Annotated in this window: 10 protein-coding genes and 3 pseudogenes; 5 read left to right on the top strand and 8 right to left on the bottom strand. The window is 70.4% G+C overall.

What is annotated here, in order from left to right:
• Positions 1-121: 121 nt before the first annotated feature.
• The 3 genes from AB0D49_RS38000 to AB0D49_RS37990 are packed head-to-tail and all read right to left on the bottom strand — an operon-like array spanning position 122 to position 3,544.
• Positions 122-1,102 carry a terpene synthase family protein gene (locus tag AB0D49_RS38000; RefSeq protein WP_362767493.1) on the bottom strand — a complete coding sequence of 327 codons (981 nt, stop codon included), beginning with the start codon at positions 1,100-1,102 and terminating at the stop codon, positions 122-124.
• Positions 1,103-1,106: 4 nt separating this feature from the next.
• A complete protein-coding gene (locus AB0D49_RS37995; RefSeq protein WP_362767490.1) occupies positions 1,107-2,144 on the bottom strand; it encodes a polyprenyl synthetase family protein in 1,038 nt (345 codons plus the stop codon).
• Positions 2,141-3,544, bottom strand: coding sequence for a cytochrome P450 (locus AB0D49_RS37990; RefSeq protein WP_362767487.1), 1,404 nt, complete (start codon positions 3,542-3,544; stop codon positions 2,141-2,143). The genes AB0D49_RS37995 and AB0D49_RS37990 overlap by 4 nt, the downstream gene beginning before the upstream one ends.
• A 577-nt stretch (positions 3,545-4,121) precedes the next feature.
• On the opposite strand from AB0D49_RS37990, the pseudogene AB0D49_RS37985 reads away from it, so the two are divergent.
• A pseudogene (locus tag AB0D49_RS37985) lies at positions 4,122-4,461 on the top strand (hypothetical protein); the annotation flags it as partial.
• A gap of 16 nt (positions 4,462-4,477) precedes the next feature.
• Positions 4,478-4,729, top strand: a pseudogene (locus AB0D49_RS37980) (hypothetical protein); the annotation flags it as partial.
• A gap of 1,078 nt (positions 4,730-5,807) precedes the next feature.
• Here AB0D49_RS37980 and AB0D49_RS37975 read toward each other — a convergent pair.
• Both AB0D49_RS37975 and AB0D49_RS37970 read right to left on the bottom strand, forming a co-directional pair.
• Positions 5,808-6,323 (bottom strand): LecA/PA-IL family lectin, encoded by a 516-nt coding sequence (locus tag AB0D49_RS37975; RefSeq protein WP_362767485.1) that lies wholly within the window; start codon positions 6,321-6,323, stop codon positions 5,808-5,810.
• Positions 6,324-7,408: 1,085 nt separating this feature from the next.
• A complete protein-coding gene (locus tag AB0D49_RS37970) occupies positions 7,409-7,783 on the bottom strand; it encodes a hypothetical protein (protein ID WP_362767483.1) in 375 nt (124 codons plus the stop codon).
• A gap of 1,294 nt (positions 7,784-9,077) precedes the next feature.
• Here AB0D49_RS37970 and AB0D49_RS37965 point away from each other — a divergent pair.
• Positions 9,078-9,362 (top strand): hypothetical protein, encoded by a 285-nt coding sequence (locus tag AB0D49_RS37965; protein WP_362767480.1) that lies wholly within the window; start codon positions 9,078-9,080, stop codon positions 9,360-9,362.
• A gap of 527 nt (positions 9,363-9,889) precedes the next feature.
• Here the strand turns inward: AB0D49_RS37965 and AB0D49_RS37960 are convergent.
• On the bottom strand, positions 9,890-10,594 hold the full coding sequence (locus tag AB0D49_RS37960; RefSeq protein ID WP_362767477.1) for a TetR/AcrR family transcriptional regulator: 705 nt from the start codon (positions 10,592-10,594) through the stop codon (positions 9,890-9,892).
• A gap of 145 nt (positions 10,595-10,739) precedes the next feature.
• Between AB0D49_RS37960 and AB0D49_RS37955 the strand changes: the two are divergent.
• A pseudogene (locus AB0D49_RS37955) lies at positions 10,740-11,497 on the top strand (SDR family oxidoreductase).
• Positions 11,498-11,986: 489 nt separating this feature from the next.
• Here AB0D49_RS37955 and AB0D49_RS37950 read toward each other — a convergent pair.
• Positions 11,987-12,712 carry a response regulator transcription factor gene (locus tag AB0D49_RS37950; protein ID WP_362767474.1) on the bottom strand — a complete coding sequence of 242 codons (726 nt, stop codon included), beginning with the start codon at positions 12,710-12,712 and terminating at the stop codon, positions 11,987-11,989.
• Entirely contained in the window at positions 12,709-13,851 is a 1,143-nt protein-coding gene (locus tag AB0D49_RS37945) for a sensor histidine kinase (RefSeq protein ID WP_362767472.1), read from the bottom strand. Before AB0D49_RS37945 ends, AB0D49_RS37950 begins: the two co-directional genes overlap by 4 nt.
• A 162-nt stretch (positions 13,852-14,013) precedes the next feature.
• On the opposite strand from AB0D49_RS37945, the gene AB0D49_RS37940 reads away from it, so the two are divergent.
• Positions 14,014-14,571 (top strand): DUF6326 family protein, encoded by a 558-nt coding sequence (locus AB0D49_RS37940; protein WP_362767469.1) that lies wholly within the window; start codon positions 14,014-14,016, stop codon positions 14,569-14,571.
• Positions 14,572-14,844: the final 273 nt, after the last annotated feature.

Genomic DNA, 14,844 nt, shown 5'->3' with positions numbered 1-14,844 from the left:
GGTCCCAGCCCAGTGTCCAGATGCCAGCCATCTCGATGAAGCACTTCCAGGGGCATCACCTCCTCTTCGTCGCGGCTGCCGTCTGTGAGGGTTGTCGTGCCCGGCCGCTTGGCTCGCGTAGTCAGGGCACCAGAACGCCCGGCCCGGCCGTGGGCATGACGTAGCGCTGGGTCTCCAGGTGCCAGTCGTAGCTGCCGCGCATCATGGCCCCGCACCGCCGGGCGTATTCGTCCGCCGCGGCTGCTGCGGATGTGTCGAGGCCGAGTTCGGCCAGTTCCTGCGGCATCGCGGAGCGGGCCGAGCGGAAGTGGTCGACGTACTCGTTGGCGAGTGCCGCGGCGCCCTCTGCGGCTTCGGCACGGGAACAGCCTGTCGTCCGCTGGAGGATGAGGACGGCGTTGTGGTAGTAACCGCGGGCCTCTTCCCGGTCTGCCGAGAAGATGTCATTCACGATCCCGATCTGTGCGGCGGTGGAGTCCCGGATGGTGCGGATGGCCGCGCTGTTGTGCCATAGGGGATCGAGGGCGTCACCGCCACCTTCCAGCAGGCGGACAAAGGCACGCACGCCAGTGGAGACGATGCGGTGGTCGACGTAGTCGCGGATCGAGGGCACGTGGTCCCGCATGCGGTGCTCGGCCTCGACCGCATAGGAATTGAGGTGTTCCACCAGGTCCTGGGTACAGGCCGTGACCCACGTGGGCGTACGCCCTTGCAGGCTGCGGTCCCAGGCGTCGGCCCACGCCCGTTCCAGGGCTGTCGCCGGCCTGGGCCGCGCCCCACGGCAGATGTCGGCGAGCCCGTCAACCACCTTGCGGCAGGTGGCGAGGGGGAGGCGACGGTCATCCAGCAGGTCGTCCCATAGCCAGCCCGTAACTCCCCAGGCTGTCATCACCACAACCGCTTCGAGTTCCGTGTAGGGATGCAGCCGTGCCGCGAAGCGCTCGACCTTGAGGACGCGGAGCTTCTCCTCGGTGGCGGGGCTGTCCAGCAGGTCCAGGTCCCGGATCCAGGCCCACATCCAGTCACGGACGTCGTCGATGTGAGGGCTGACGGCCCCAGTGAAGGGGATGTCGAGCAGCGGGGTGAGGGTGGATTCGTCCATGGCGTCAGTACCTCGGCAGCTGTTCGACGTAGGCGGTCAGTTCGGCGTGAGCCATCGGCCCCGGTCGGGCCTGGTCGAGCAGGCGCAGCGCATCGGCCGCTGCCGCGTGCATCACGGCCTCGGCCCGCGACCGCCCTCCGCAGCTATCGACGAGATCCGCCATGATGTCGATGCCCCGCTCGGTCAGCGGGGTGGTGTCGGCGTAGTACGCCGCGAGCCGGTCGCGGTCGGGGCCCGTCGTGTCCAGAGCCATGGCCACGGGGACCGACTTCTTCCTGCGGCGCAGGTCGGAGCGGACCGGGACTTCTCCGCTCGCGGGGTCCCGCCAGATGTCTTCGAGATCGTTCTGCACTTGCAGCAGCATGCCGACCTTACGTCCGAAGGCGGCGATGGAGGCCACGCGCTCGGGCTCGGTCGTCGCGCACAGGGCGCCGAGGGCGGCGGCGGACTCCAGCATCGGGCCGGACTTGGCGTCGATCATGGCCAGGCACGCGGCTGGATCGACATCCTCGCGGGTCTCGAACCCGACATCGGTCACCTGACCCGCGCAGAGTTCCTTGACGGCTTTGGAGAGCGTGACCGCCGCGCGCGCGGGATCACTCATGCGACTGCCGGCGAGCACCTCGAACGCCAGCGCCAGCAGCGCGTCCCCGGTCTGCTGTGCCGCGACCCGGCCGAACCGCTTCCAGGCGCTGGGGCGCCCGTAGCGGGTGGGCCCCTCGTCGATCAGGTCGTCGTGCAGCCTGACCCCATGCCCCATCAGTGTCCAGGCGGCGGCCGCGTCACGCCCGTTTTCCCAGGGATCGCCGTCCATGGCAGCGCACATCAGGAGCAGGATCGCGCATCTCATCCTGGACTTCACGCCGGGCGCGGGTACTCCTGACGACCCGCCCGAGAAGCCGAAGTGGAACTCAGCGACTTCCCGGAGCGAGTCCGGCAGCAGCGTAAGGGAATCCTTCACCCCGGCTTTCACGATCGCCTGACAGGAGCTGACTATGAGCTCGGTGGGGCGGATGGTCACCCTGGACAGCTGTGTGGTCATCGTCTCTCCTCGAGGACGGAGTCGGCGCGGTGGCTGTCGAAGCGGACATCCCGGGACCGCAGCACGACGCGACCGGGTTCAGGGGTGAGCAGGACTCCTCTGGAGCGGGGTGTTTCGTCATTGACCGGACACAGCTCCCACCGGGAGAGCAGAGTGGACAGGATGACCACCCCCTCTGCCATGGCGAGCTGTTCGCCCAGACAGCGGTGCAGTCCCGCACCGAACGGCAGGAAGGCGTCGGGGTTCGCCGACAGCTCCCCGCCCTGCGTCCAGCGGTCCGGGGCGAACTTCTCCGGCTGCGGGAAGTACTCGGGCGCCCGTTGCAGTGCGTAGGGCGAGAGCAGCAGGCTGCTGCCCGCCGGTATCCGGAATCCGCCGAGCTCCACGTCCTCGCGGGCGGTGCGCGTCAGGAAGAACAGTGGCGGGTACAGCCGCAGGGTCTCGGTCACCACGTGCCGGGTGTAGGTCAGGGCCGACAGGTCGGCGGCTGTGCAGGGGCGGCCGGCGAGCACCTGGTCGACCTCCGCACGGACCCGCTGCTGCACGTCCGGGTGGCTGGCCAGCAGCATGCAGCACCAGCTCAGGGCGGAGCCGATGGTCTCCGTGCCAGCGATGAGCATGCCCAGTACTTCCGTGCTGATCTGCTCTTTCGACACCGGTTCACCCGTGTCGGGGTCCACGGTGTCCAGCAGCAGGGACACGAGGTCCGTGGCATCCCCGGTGTGTTCGTCCGTGATCCGGTCGCACAGTTCACGCACCCACTTCGTGGCCTCCACGAACCGGCGGTTCACCGGCAGCGGCAGGCGTTCCACCCACGCGTAGGGCGCGGTGATCCGCAGGAACAGCCCCTTCGGCACCCAGGGCGTGATGGTGTGCCAGTCCCGCAGGAGCGATTCGGAGAAGTCAAACGAGAAGAGAGCCGAACCGACAACCTCCATGGCCAGATTGCGGAACTGCTCGCCCACCACGACATGGTCGCCGTCCTGCCACCGGCCAAGGCGCCGGTTTGCGACGCCGCTCATGGTGTCCACGTATCCGGCCACCGCTGTCCGGTGCAGCGAGGGCCGGATCATCCGGCGTTGCTTGCGGTGGGGACGTCCGTCTACGAAGGGAAGCGAGTCGCCGACGTAGGGCCTGACCCGTTCGAAGAGCTCACCTCTGGTGTACTTCGACGCGTCCGTGGTGAGGATGCGGCGCGCCAGCTCCAGGTCGTTGACCAGGTACAACGTCCGTGACCCCGGGTGGACAGTCACCACCGGCCCGGCAGCGCGGGCATCGACGAAGAAGTCCTGACGACGGCGGACCAGGGCCAGAGAGTGACCGAGCAGAGGCAGACGCGAGGGGAGGGGCGGGGGAGGGAGGACAAACTCGGGTTGTCGAGACACCTTCTTTTGGGCCATGACAACCTCCAGTGCGTAAGGCGCTGAAGCTCTTGCCGGTGTGGCGGCGCCCACCAATCTTGTCCGCAGGCCGTCTAGAGACACGTACGCGGTGGCCGGAGAGGTTCACCGCTGAGGCAGAAAGGCGTCATGAGAGTGCCTCAGCCGTCCTGGGCGAGGACTGCCTGTGCCGAGGTGCCCACCAGCTCATGGACGAGGACATCGCCCCGCTGCCTGCCACCCGCCCCCTGGACCTGGCCAGCCGGATCAACGCACCCCGGTGCGTGACGATGGTCCGCGACCTTGAACCGCAGATGTCGCCGTACGCGCATACCCGAGGCGATGGCGAACCTCTTGGTGCCGACTTTGTGATGGACCGGACGGGTGTATGCCTCGCCGGTCGCGAGGACTCTCTCCAAAACTCACGACCACGACCTTCGCGCTGATCCACCCAGTAACGGAGCACAGGATCAGACGAAGGCCGCCGACACGTCCGTCGAACTGCGAAAACACTGATCAGGTTCGAGCCGCGTTCGACACCGGACGTCAAAAGACAAGCTGACGCGGCCGGCGCGGTGGACGGGACATAGTGGGGGGCATGGTCCCGGCCTTCCCCACTCCGCCCCAGCCGACCGCGGCCGAGATTCTCAGCGCGCGGTACCGCTCCCGGCTGCCCCGGCGCCTGGAGGACCTCGAAGGACCCCGGCACGGCACGGTCGACCTCCCGCTCCACGTCGCGTGGTCGGGGCTGCGGACCTACGACCTCGACCGGCCCCGCTCCCGGATGAGCCTGTACCGCACCGTCCTCGCGGAGGGCCAGCGCGACGACCTGGTCGCGTTCCTCAGCGCCGAGCTGCTCCTGTCCCAGTGGCCCGTGCTGCGCACCCCTGATCAGCCGGACCGTGCGGGACGTGTGGGAGGCCGCGTTCCCCGCGCTCCAGGCGGCAGCCTCGCCTGCGGCTAAACCTCAGCCCTCTGCACCGCCGGCTCCTCGCCGACGTCCTCGCCCTCGGCGCCCCCTACCCGCTGGTCATCACCGGCGGCTACGCCGTCCAGGCCCACGGCCTCGTCGACCGCCTCAGCCAGGACCTCGACCTCGCCACCCAGGCACCGGCGCCCATGGCCGACATCGTCGCCGCACTGCAAGAAGGGCTCACCGGCCGCGGCTGGCAGGTGCGGAAGATCGCCACCGACCCAGCCGCCGCCGTGGAGACTGCCGCCCACACCCCACCCGGCAGCACGGCGGGCCGCCCCGCCCGTCAGCGCCTCGCACGGACACCGCCGCCGTCGCGGGCACCGCGTGCGACGTCCTTGAACACACCGCCCGGCTCGGCGCGACGATCTCCCGGGCCCAGCTGTGCACGCAGGTCAGGGGAGCGGCCCGCGTGTGTACACTCCCTGGCATCAGATGCCAACGACGACGAGTAGCTACATCGGCTACGGATGGTCGGCTGCCTGCAACTACAGTGACGGCACCTACACGTACTACCTCGTCATGAAGGGCGTGGCCAGCTTCGGCTCAAGCCCGACGAGGCGGGCGGACAATGAACTGCGAGAGAACTGCGGAACATACCGTCCCTAGGAGGGACCGTGTCCGACGTGCCCCAGAAGTATTCCCCCCAAGGAACTCCGCTCGGCCCACGGCCCGACTGGACGCAGGGACCCCACGTCGAGTACGCGGCGGACCTCCCCAGGGCTCGCAAATGGTGGCAGCGGCTCCGCGATGCGACGCCGTGGCCACGCCGGGCGCGACGGATGACGCAGGCCTCCCAATAGCCGGTACTCCGCGACGGAACATCCTGAAGGCCCCTGCCTCAAGCACTCGGCGGGGGGCTTCACAGTGCTCAGAAGTTGCCGTCCCCGGTCCCCTTCCGGTGCCGTTCGGATGCCCTGTCCATCGACCCAGGTGGCCGGGCGCGGCGAGCGCGCGGTGGAACGGCGGACCGGCCTGCGTTCACCGGGAAATGACCGGAAGGGGGGAGGGCCGCCATCGGCGATACTCTCCGGGGCTCTTCCCGGCGGGCCCGGCCGGGCCCCGGACGGGTCACCGTCCGCCGTGCCGCCTGGCCGTGCCCGGTGCGCCCGGGGGTGCGCCCGCTGTGCGTGGTGCTGTCGCGTCTGTTTCCCGCGTGTGGCCTGTCGTGCCCTGTGACTTGGGAGGACATTTCTCGCCCGCTGCGGCAACCGTGGGCGCGACAGGCGCGGACAGCGGGCACCGGCCGCGCCCGCAGGCCGGGCTCCAGCCGCTCTCCCGCGGATTGTCTATGTCTCCGCGGCGGGTTCGTCAGGCGCTGCCGTGGTTTTGGATCATTGCGGTGTATTCACCGGAGTTGTCGACGTACGCTCCGGGTCGGTCGTTGTAGGCGACGGTGATTTCGCCGGCGTCCCCTGCGCGGAAGGTCTGGGTGGAGCCGACGGCGAGCCAGGGTCCCGAGCCGATGCGGGCGATGAGCATGCCCACGGGGGCTCCGGGCAGTACGAGATCGGGTGCCGTGTACGCGCCGGCGTACTTGGCGTTCATGTACCGGGTGCCGTCGGGGAAGGTGTTGCCCCCGTTGTAGGAGGCACGGCCGCTTCCGGAGACGGTGAAGAGTTCGTCGCGCTGTACCGTCACGCCCGACTTCACCCCGCCCTCGGTCTTCGCGGGCACGGTCACGGTGTTGAAGTCACCCATGATGACGCCTTCCTGTTCGATTGCATCGGATTGACTGCTGCCTGTGCCTGCTTCGGCCGGCACCGGCGGCAGCCCCGGCTCTGTCCTTGGCGCCGCCACCATCAGGTGACTGCGGACGGTCGACAACGATGGCCGATGCAACCCGTTGCCGCTAGTCGGACTGCGCGGCAACCGGCCATCGGCGGATGCCGACGGCCCGATGCGAAATTCGTCGGTGCGGGGAACGTTCCGGTTCCTCCGCGCGTGCCGTGCCACGGCGCTGCGTTGTGGTCGGCGTCGGCGCCCACGACAGGTTCCGTTCCGGGTCGGGGCCTGAGGCTTGGCGGACTGCGTGAGGTCCGCCGGCTGCCCCCGTCAGCAGGTGAAGGCGATGTGAAACTGACCGGATTTCGCAAGAAAACCGCACAGAGACACATCCGACCGACCGCCTCACCCTGGGGTGGTGTTCAGTCCCAGTCCCTACACACGCTTTGCGGGTCCCCGGGCCCTGGCCGACCGCCCTACGTCGACCCGGGCCGAACGCATCCGCGTCGGCCTCTGGCGAGGCATCCGACTGCCTTGCACGCGTGAGGGACCTGTACGCCCGCATCTGGCAGGGCGAGGTGCTCGACGAGGACGAGTATGTGATCTCCACGGACGAGAAGACCTCTGTCCAGGCGCGCTGCCGCTGCCATCCGACCCTGGTACCCAGGCAGGCGCGGGCGATGGATAGGACGTGTCCGGGTCGGTCAGGAAGCCCTGGTCCGGCACAACCCTCAGCCGATCAGCGGCCAAGGTCGCCTCAGCGACCGCAGTGCGTGACTGGAGGTGCGGGGTGACGGTGTCGACGGGATCGACTCCGCCGACAGAGCCCGTCATGGTGGTGGGGCCAGGACCTGTGGCGGGAGGCGAGTCCCACATCAACGAAGATCCACTGATGAACACCGGTCGGCCGCCCTCGTCGACGAGGGCGGTCACTCCGTTCTCGGAACGGATCGTCAGCCCCCCCGGTGCTGATTGGATAGTTGATACTCCCCAGGGCGGACGCGGCTTGAGGAGTGCGCACCACCAGGTTCTGGGTGAAGCCGTCGGGCAGCACCTCGACCACCAGATCCACGTCAGGGCGCACCTGCTTGTACACGGCGTGCGGCCCGTCCAGCACCGGCGCCGGAAGGGGCCACGGCGAGAACACCTCGTAGACCCGGCCGTCCCGTTCGAACCGGACCAGGGGCTCAGCACTGCCACCGCCCGACAGGGTGGGTGACGTCCTGCGCGGCCTTCGGGACCAGGCTGCCATCCGCCTGCCGGACCAGGGTGGTGTCGACCGGCGTCCACGCGCCGTCCTTGCGGACCCGTTCCACGCCCGCCGAGGTCTCCGCCGTGAACGTGCCGTCGGGATTCGCGAAGACTGGGTTCGTCTCCGTGGTCAGCTCCCCCACCACGACCCGCTGCCCGGTCTCGGCCGCCGTCCGCGACGCCCTGAGTTCCGCAGTCTCCGCCGGAAGCCCGTCGTCCTCCCAGAACGACCGGCCCTTGGCCTCCCCCGTCGCGGGCAGCGACGACACGCCCTCGTCCTCGGCCGCCGCGTCCGCCGGGCCCGCGTCCATCAGGCCGACCCAGCAACGCCGCCGACAACGCAGTCCCGACCACCCCCGAGACGGGCCGACGCCAACGGCGCCGCATCCGCCCAACGCTCATATCCCCAACCCCCACCGGCCCGCAGGACGTACAAGTCGCGGAAGAGTAAGAAGTAGTTAAGGAAACGATCAAGACGTAGAAATCGGCCCAAGCGGCTCCTTGTTGCGGCAAAGGTGACGGCCAGTCACCTGTGAGTGACATCACCGAAACTCCATATGACCTTCACGTGAATTCAAGATTGCAAACAGCCGCCAAGCACGCGGCTCCGACTGTGATCCCACACCCTCTGCGGCTCACCCGCCCAGCGGCGTGGTGACGAGCCGGTACCCGAACCCGACGAAACCCTGGGCACGCCGCCCCTCCCCCAGCGGAACTGCTCGCCGATCGGGCCCAGACGGTCAACGGTCTGCTCCCCTCAGCCGTCAGCCCTGCTGCGCGCGCAGGCATCCCGGCCCGCACCCTGGAGCGTCGAGCCCGTTGCTGAGGAAAGAACGAGAGGGCCGCACGGGCGTGGCCGACCCTCGCTGCCGGGCCGGCCTGCCGGACGCCGCCGCCAGACCGGCCCACTCACACCCCGAAACCACCGAACTCACGGCATCCGGTTCGTGGTCAATCCCCACGGCGGGCGCCGTATCGCGTGCCGACCAGGCGCGGCGGCCCCGCCCGGCGCGCGCCTCACTGGTGAGCGCGCCCCGGTCCCGGCTGCGCTGCCCGTGCCGATCGACCGCCACACCGGCTGACAAACCCTCGGCCCGGCCCCGGAGCAAGTCGGGTCAGATCACCTCGGCGGACAATACCCAGCACCGCCACCACAGCCAGGCACCGGAGTACCTCGCCCGGGACAGGGCACGGGCGAGGACGCCATCACGGCTGGGATGTTCTTCCGGGGATGCTCACGCGATTCCTCTGTGGTCCGGCCCGGCGTGTGCTGAGTGCCGGACCGGTCGGTATGCGGCAGCAGGACGACGGCCGGGGCGGATGCTCGTCTGCGGGCGACGGTGGGTTCCCGGACGCCGTCCTGGAGCTTCGCGTCCATCTCGGCGACCGCGGCCTCCAACGCGGCGCGGGTCTGGTCCACCGCAGCAACCATCGGTCGTCCGCTCCGGGCCCAGCTCCGAAATCAGCAGCGGCCCGGCAGTGGTCCCCGCCCGCCGGTGGCGACGGACACAGCGGAGGACAGCGGCCATGCTCCCGCAAGCCCGTCCTGCCGGCCGCGACGCGCTTGCCCCGGCCTGAAGAGAGACCCCGAAGTATGCTGGGCCGGTGTCCGAACTCCTGACGCTGCACGGCTACTTCGTCCGCTGTGTGGCGAGATCCGACAAAGTCGGCTTCTCGCTCCGGGACGGCAGGGAGTTCCTCGGCTGGGTGACCGAGGCGCAGGAGGACCGGATCCTTGTCTCCTGGGCTCCGGGTCCCTTCGACGACCCGGTCGGCGACGGCGACGACGGGGAAGACGGCGGCGAATGGGTGGCGTTCACATCGATCCACCCTGGCACAGTCGGCCACTACGACTGGACGGTCCGGCGCTGGGTGAGAATGCCCGGCTGAACCGCGCCGCACGTCAGGGCCGCACCCGGGGCAGGGCGGGGGACGACGCGGAAGCCCCGGCGCCGACGCAGCGCCTTCCGGCATCCAGGGGGCTCACGCAACTTCTCCGGGGGTCCGGCCTGCCATGTGCCGGGTGCCGAACTGCTGGGGATGCGACAGCGGGACACTGACCGGGGCGGGCGCTTGTCGGGGACTGCGAGCGGCAGCATGTTCCCGGACGCCGTCCTGAGGTCTGCCGGCCATCTCGGCGACGACGGCCTCCGCACACGGCGCGGGACTGGTCCACTGCGGCGGCAGCGGTCGTCCGCTCCGGGCCCAGGTCCGATTCCCGCACCCGTCCGCGTCGGCCGCGGGCGGGTGTGGGAGCCGGGGAGGCCGGCCGCGGCGCGCCGCCAGGGGCGGGCGGTGAGCGCTGCTGCGGCGATGCGGGCACGCTCGTACGGGCTCGCGGGCCGTTTCCCGGTACGCGGGGGCAGCACGGCCTGGTCCCCCGATGGTGTCCGGGTGCGGGGCTTGGAGGCCGGCGGTCATTCTCCGGCCGTCGACCGGGCGGGGGCGGTCGTCGACGACGGTCTGCCCGATCTGTTCGTCCAGGCCGGGTGGGTGGGGTCGGGGGTGTATCTGGCGAGCATGGTCTGGACGGCCTCTTCGACGGCGTTGTGGATGTCGGAGGCTGCGGGGTTCCAGCCGGTCAGCAGCATGCGGGGCCACAGGACGTAGTTGGCGATCATGCCGAGGAACTGGTTCGGGGCGCTCTCAGCGTCGGGCACATCGGCGTTGCCGGCCTCCTTCGCGGATTCCAAGTAGTGCTGGACGGAGGCGAAGTAGGGCAGCTTACCGAGCTGGAACTGCATCCGTCCCAGCTCGGGGAAGCGCGGCAGTTCGGCGATGACGATCCGGAACAGGCCCGCCATGCGGGGCTGGCCGATCAGGTCGGCGTAGCGGTGGCCGATGGCTGCCAGCCCGGAGCGCAGATCTCCCACCCGTGGCTGCGCGGCGGTATCGCTGGCGTCGCGCTGCCAGGACTCGGTGACGATGGCCTCGAAGAGCGCCGCCTTGGTGGGGAATTGCTTGAAGAGGGTGGACTTCGAGACCCCGGCCGCTCCAGCGATCCGCGCGAGGGAGGTGCCGTCGTAGCCACGGTCCAAGAACAGTTCTGTGGCCGCGGAGGTGATCGCCTCACGCTTCTGCTGGGCGAGCCTGCGGTGATGCGCCGTGAGTTCTGCCGCCATGCGGAGAGTATGCCGCATCCCTGAGGCGAGTCACTTGACTCGCCTCAGGGGCCGCCTACGGTGCAGCAGTAAGGCGAGTCGAGTGACTGGCCTCTGAGCTGTGCCACCTGGGCGCATCCTGGTTGTCGCACGGTGGAGGAAGTTCATGACAGTTGACAAGATCGCTTTGGTGACCGGTGCGAATCGCGGCCTCGGGCGCAGCGCGGCCATCGCCCTGGCCACCCGCGGGGTGAGGATCGTGGTCACCCACCGCGGTGATGCGGCCGGGGCTGAGAGGACGGTGGAACAGGTGCACGCCGCGGGTGGGACTGCCGCCGTTCTCCGGCTCTACATCAGCGACGTCTCCTCCTTCGCGTCCTACACCTCCGAACTGGGTGCGCAGCTGGAGCGCGGGGGTACTTCGCGGCTCGACATCCTGGTCAACAACGCGGGAGTGGGAGTCTTCGGGCCGTTGGAGACTGTCACGGTCGACGACTTCGACACGGTGATGGGCACCAACGTCCGGGGCACGCTCTTCCTCATCCAGTCGCTCGTGCCGCTGCTCGCCCAGGGCGGCCAGGTCATCAACGTCTCGACGTCACTGACCCGCCACACCAGCCCCGCCACCTCGATCTACTCCGCGTCGAAAGCCGCCGTCGAAGCCCTCAGCCGCACCCTCGCCGCGGAACTCGGACCCCGCGGCATCCGGGTCAACTCCATCGCCCCGGACCCACCGCCACCGACTTCAACGGCGGAGCGATGCGGGACGACGCCGCGATGCGCCAAGTCCTGGCCTCACAGACCGCGCTCGGCCGCGTCGGCGAACCCCAGGAGATCGGCGACGCCATCGCCACACTGGCCTCCGAGGGACTGCGCTGGGTCACCGTCCAGCGCATCGAGGTCTCCGGCGGCGCCCTCCTGTAAGCCGGACGACGGCCGGCGGGAAGCAGGCGGTGACCGGCCCCCGATCGCTCCGGGCCGGCCGGCTCGTCCTCATCCCCGTCCGGCCCCGGCGCGTCAGGGCCCCGAAGCAGGGCGCAGGGCGCCGGCGGCCGGGACACCGGCGGTGACACCACAGCGGCCGGGCAGGTCCAGGTCGCGGGGCTCCAGCGGGGAGAACCCGGACGACGTCCTCGTCCCGGACCCCGTGGCCCCCGGCCTCCCCTGCCGACGGCCGGACTCCGTCCACAGGGACACCGTCCCAAGGCCACAGGGACACCGTCCGAGGGCGGCTTCGAGGGTGGGTTCGAGGCCGCCGTGACCAGCGGGGCGGCCCGGACGTGAGAAGCCTTCCTGCCCCAGAGCGCCGTCACCGCGCCGCCCGCCACACTGGGACCGCCCACCCGGCCCTCGACGGCAGGGGCCCAGGGGTGCTCAGGGCCCTGGACGCTGCCGCGCGCGACGTCAGCCCGGTCACCGCAGCCGGCGGCCACGACGGGCAGCCGGGCGCGCACTCCTTCCCGGCAGCGGCACCGGGGCGGCTCCCGACCCCACCCGGCCGGTGTCGTACGCCCACATCGCGATCTCGACCCTGTTCCGGGCGCCGATCTTGGCCAGCAGGCCGGCGACGTGGGTCTTGACGGTCGTCAGGCCGATGAACAGCTCGGCGGCGATCTCGGCGTTCGTGCGGCCACGGGCGACCAGCGCCAGCACCTCCTCCTCTCGCCCGGTGAGCGGCTCGACCGGCTGGGCCGGCCCGCCCGGCGGCCCGCTGCCGGCGAGGGCGGCCAGCAGCCGCCGGGTGACGTTCGGCGCGATCAGCGCATCACCGGCGGCGGCGGCATGGACAGCCTGGACCAGCAGCGCCGGCCCGGCGTCCTTGAGCAGAAAGCCCCGGGCACCGGCCCGGAGCGCACCGTGGACGTACTCGTCGAGGTCGAACGTCGTGATCACCACCACCGCGACAGGGTCCGGGACGCCGCGCCCCGCGAGGAGCCCGGTCACCTCGATGCCGTCGAGCCCAGGCATCTGGATGTCGACCAGGCACACGTCGGGGCGCAGCCGGCGCGCCATCTCGACGGCGACACGGCCGTCGGCGGCCTGCCCGACGACCTCGATGCCGGGCTGCACGTCAAGGATCATCGACAAGCCGGTGCGCACCAGATCCTGGTCGTCGGCCACCAGCACACGCACCGTCATCGGCGCACCCCCACCGGCATCTCGGCGTCGACCGTCCAGCCGCCCCCGGGCGCCGGCCCGGCACGCAGCGTCCCGCCCAGCAGCTGCACCCGCTCCCTCATCCCCAGCAGCCCGAAGCCGTGCTCCACCCGCCGCGCCGGACCGGTCCGTCCGTCGTCGCTCACGCGCAGCCGCAGCCTTCCCGCACCCGCGACGACCCGGATCTCCACACGCGAGGCGCCCCGGGCGTGCCGCAGGGCGTTGGTCAGCGCCTCCTGCGCCAGCCGGTAGACCGCCGCGTCGACCTGCGGCGGAAGCCCGTCCAGGTCATCGGGCAGCTCCACCTCGACGACCGGGACCGGGGCGCGCCGGGCCAGGGACACCAGATCGGCGACGCCGGGCTGATGGGCGCCCCGCGCCGGCGCTCCGTCACGCAGCACCCGGACCATCGCCCGCATCTGCGCGAGCGTTTGCGACGCCTCCCCCTCGATGACCACCAGCGCCTCGAGCGCCGCCCCAGGCCGCTGCCCGGCCATCGCCCGGCCCGCCTGCGCCTGCACAGCGATCGCCGAGACATGGTGGGCCACGATGTCGTGCAGCTCGCGCGCCAGACCGGCCCGCTCCTGGCTGCGGCTCTGCTCCAGCGCCCGCCGCCAGCTCTCGGCGCGGTAGCGCAACGCCGCCCCGCCCGCCCCGGCCGCCGCCAGCACACCGAACCCGCCGACGACACCGGCCGCCCCGGTGCGGTCGGCGACCGTCCCGATCCCCGCGGCGACCGCAACCACCGCCAGCCCGGCCACGATCTCGCGCCCCGAGCCCCAGCGCACCAGCGCGTAGACGAACACCAGGAAGTAGACCATCGTGTCCAGGCCCACACCCGGGACCCCGACCAGCAGACTCACCAGCCCCAGCAGCGTCACGGTACCGAAAGCCACCACGACACAGGCCAGCGGACGGGAACGCCGCCACAGCAGCACCGGCGCGAGCCCGACCGCCATGACCACCGCGAACGGCCGCCAGACGACATCGTCCCGAAGAACTCCCTCGAGGAGCGCCGCCAGCACCAACACCCCGGCCAGAACCCAGTCACGCCACACCCGTCCAGGGGCCTGCGCGGCACGGGGCTCGGCCCACAGCGAGCCCAGGACATTCACGGTCACGCACCCAGCCTAGGGGCCGCCGAGGCGCCCGGGACCGGCCGGAAGAACGAAACTCCCGCTCCCGCGACCGGCCCAAAGGACGAGACGCCTGCCCCTGCGACCGGCCCGAAGAACGAGGCGCCGCTTCTCCCAACGGACGGGACGGGTCCGGCCCCTACGCCGATGCACCCGCCGCCCGGCCCGGCGATCCTGGGCCCACCAGCACTCACCACGACGACGGAGCCCACAATCAGAACACGCCGACCCACCACGACCCCACTGGACAACCAGCCGATCCCGGTCAGAGCCAAACTCGCCGCGGCATGGACTAGCTTCATGTTCCTCTACGCCTACGTGGACATCCTCGCCTTCTTCAAACCCGGCGTCATCCACGACATCGACAACGGCATCGTCTGGGAATTCACCATCAGCCAGACCCTGCTCACCACCTTCCTCACACTCATGGCCATCCCCATCCTCATGATCGTGCTGTCGATGACACTGCCCGCACGAGCGAACCGCACCACCAACCTCACCGTCGCCTCCACACAGATCCCCTTCGCCGCGTTCAACGCGGCAGGCGAGACCTGGACATACTTCTACGGCCTCGGCATCGCACTCGAAGTCACCCTCCTCGCCCTCATCCTGCGCTACGCCTGGACCTGGCCCCACACCACGCCCCCAACAACCACAGCCACCAGCCCGGACCGTGCAGCCCTTCACACCCGGCAACAAGAATGACGCGACGCCAGCCCTCCCGTGACACAGACACCCGCGACCGCACCCCGCCACCCACAGCGACGACAGCGACCGATCCCAGCAAGCCCCCGCCCCCAACCCGATCACACACACCACTCCCCAGACCCCAGACCCGGAACTGGTCGTCCAGCGAGAAACCGCACGGCAACCGGAGGCCCACCAGCGAAAGCCAGGCGATTCCGAAGGCGATACCCGGGCCGCCCCCGTCATGTTTTCTGTGGTTCCGCAATGGGGCCGCTGGCCTCCGGGTCCGGC

This window comes from Streptomyces sp. NPDC048290 (genome assembly GCF_040652095.1).
Taxonomy (GTDB): domain Bacteria; phylum Actinomycetota; class Actinomycetes; order Streptomycetales; family Streptomycetaceae; genus Streptomyces.
The sequence above is the reverse complement of the archived record's forward strand: the minus strand, read 5'-3'. Positions and strand labels throughout refer to the sequence as shown.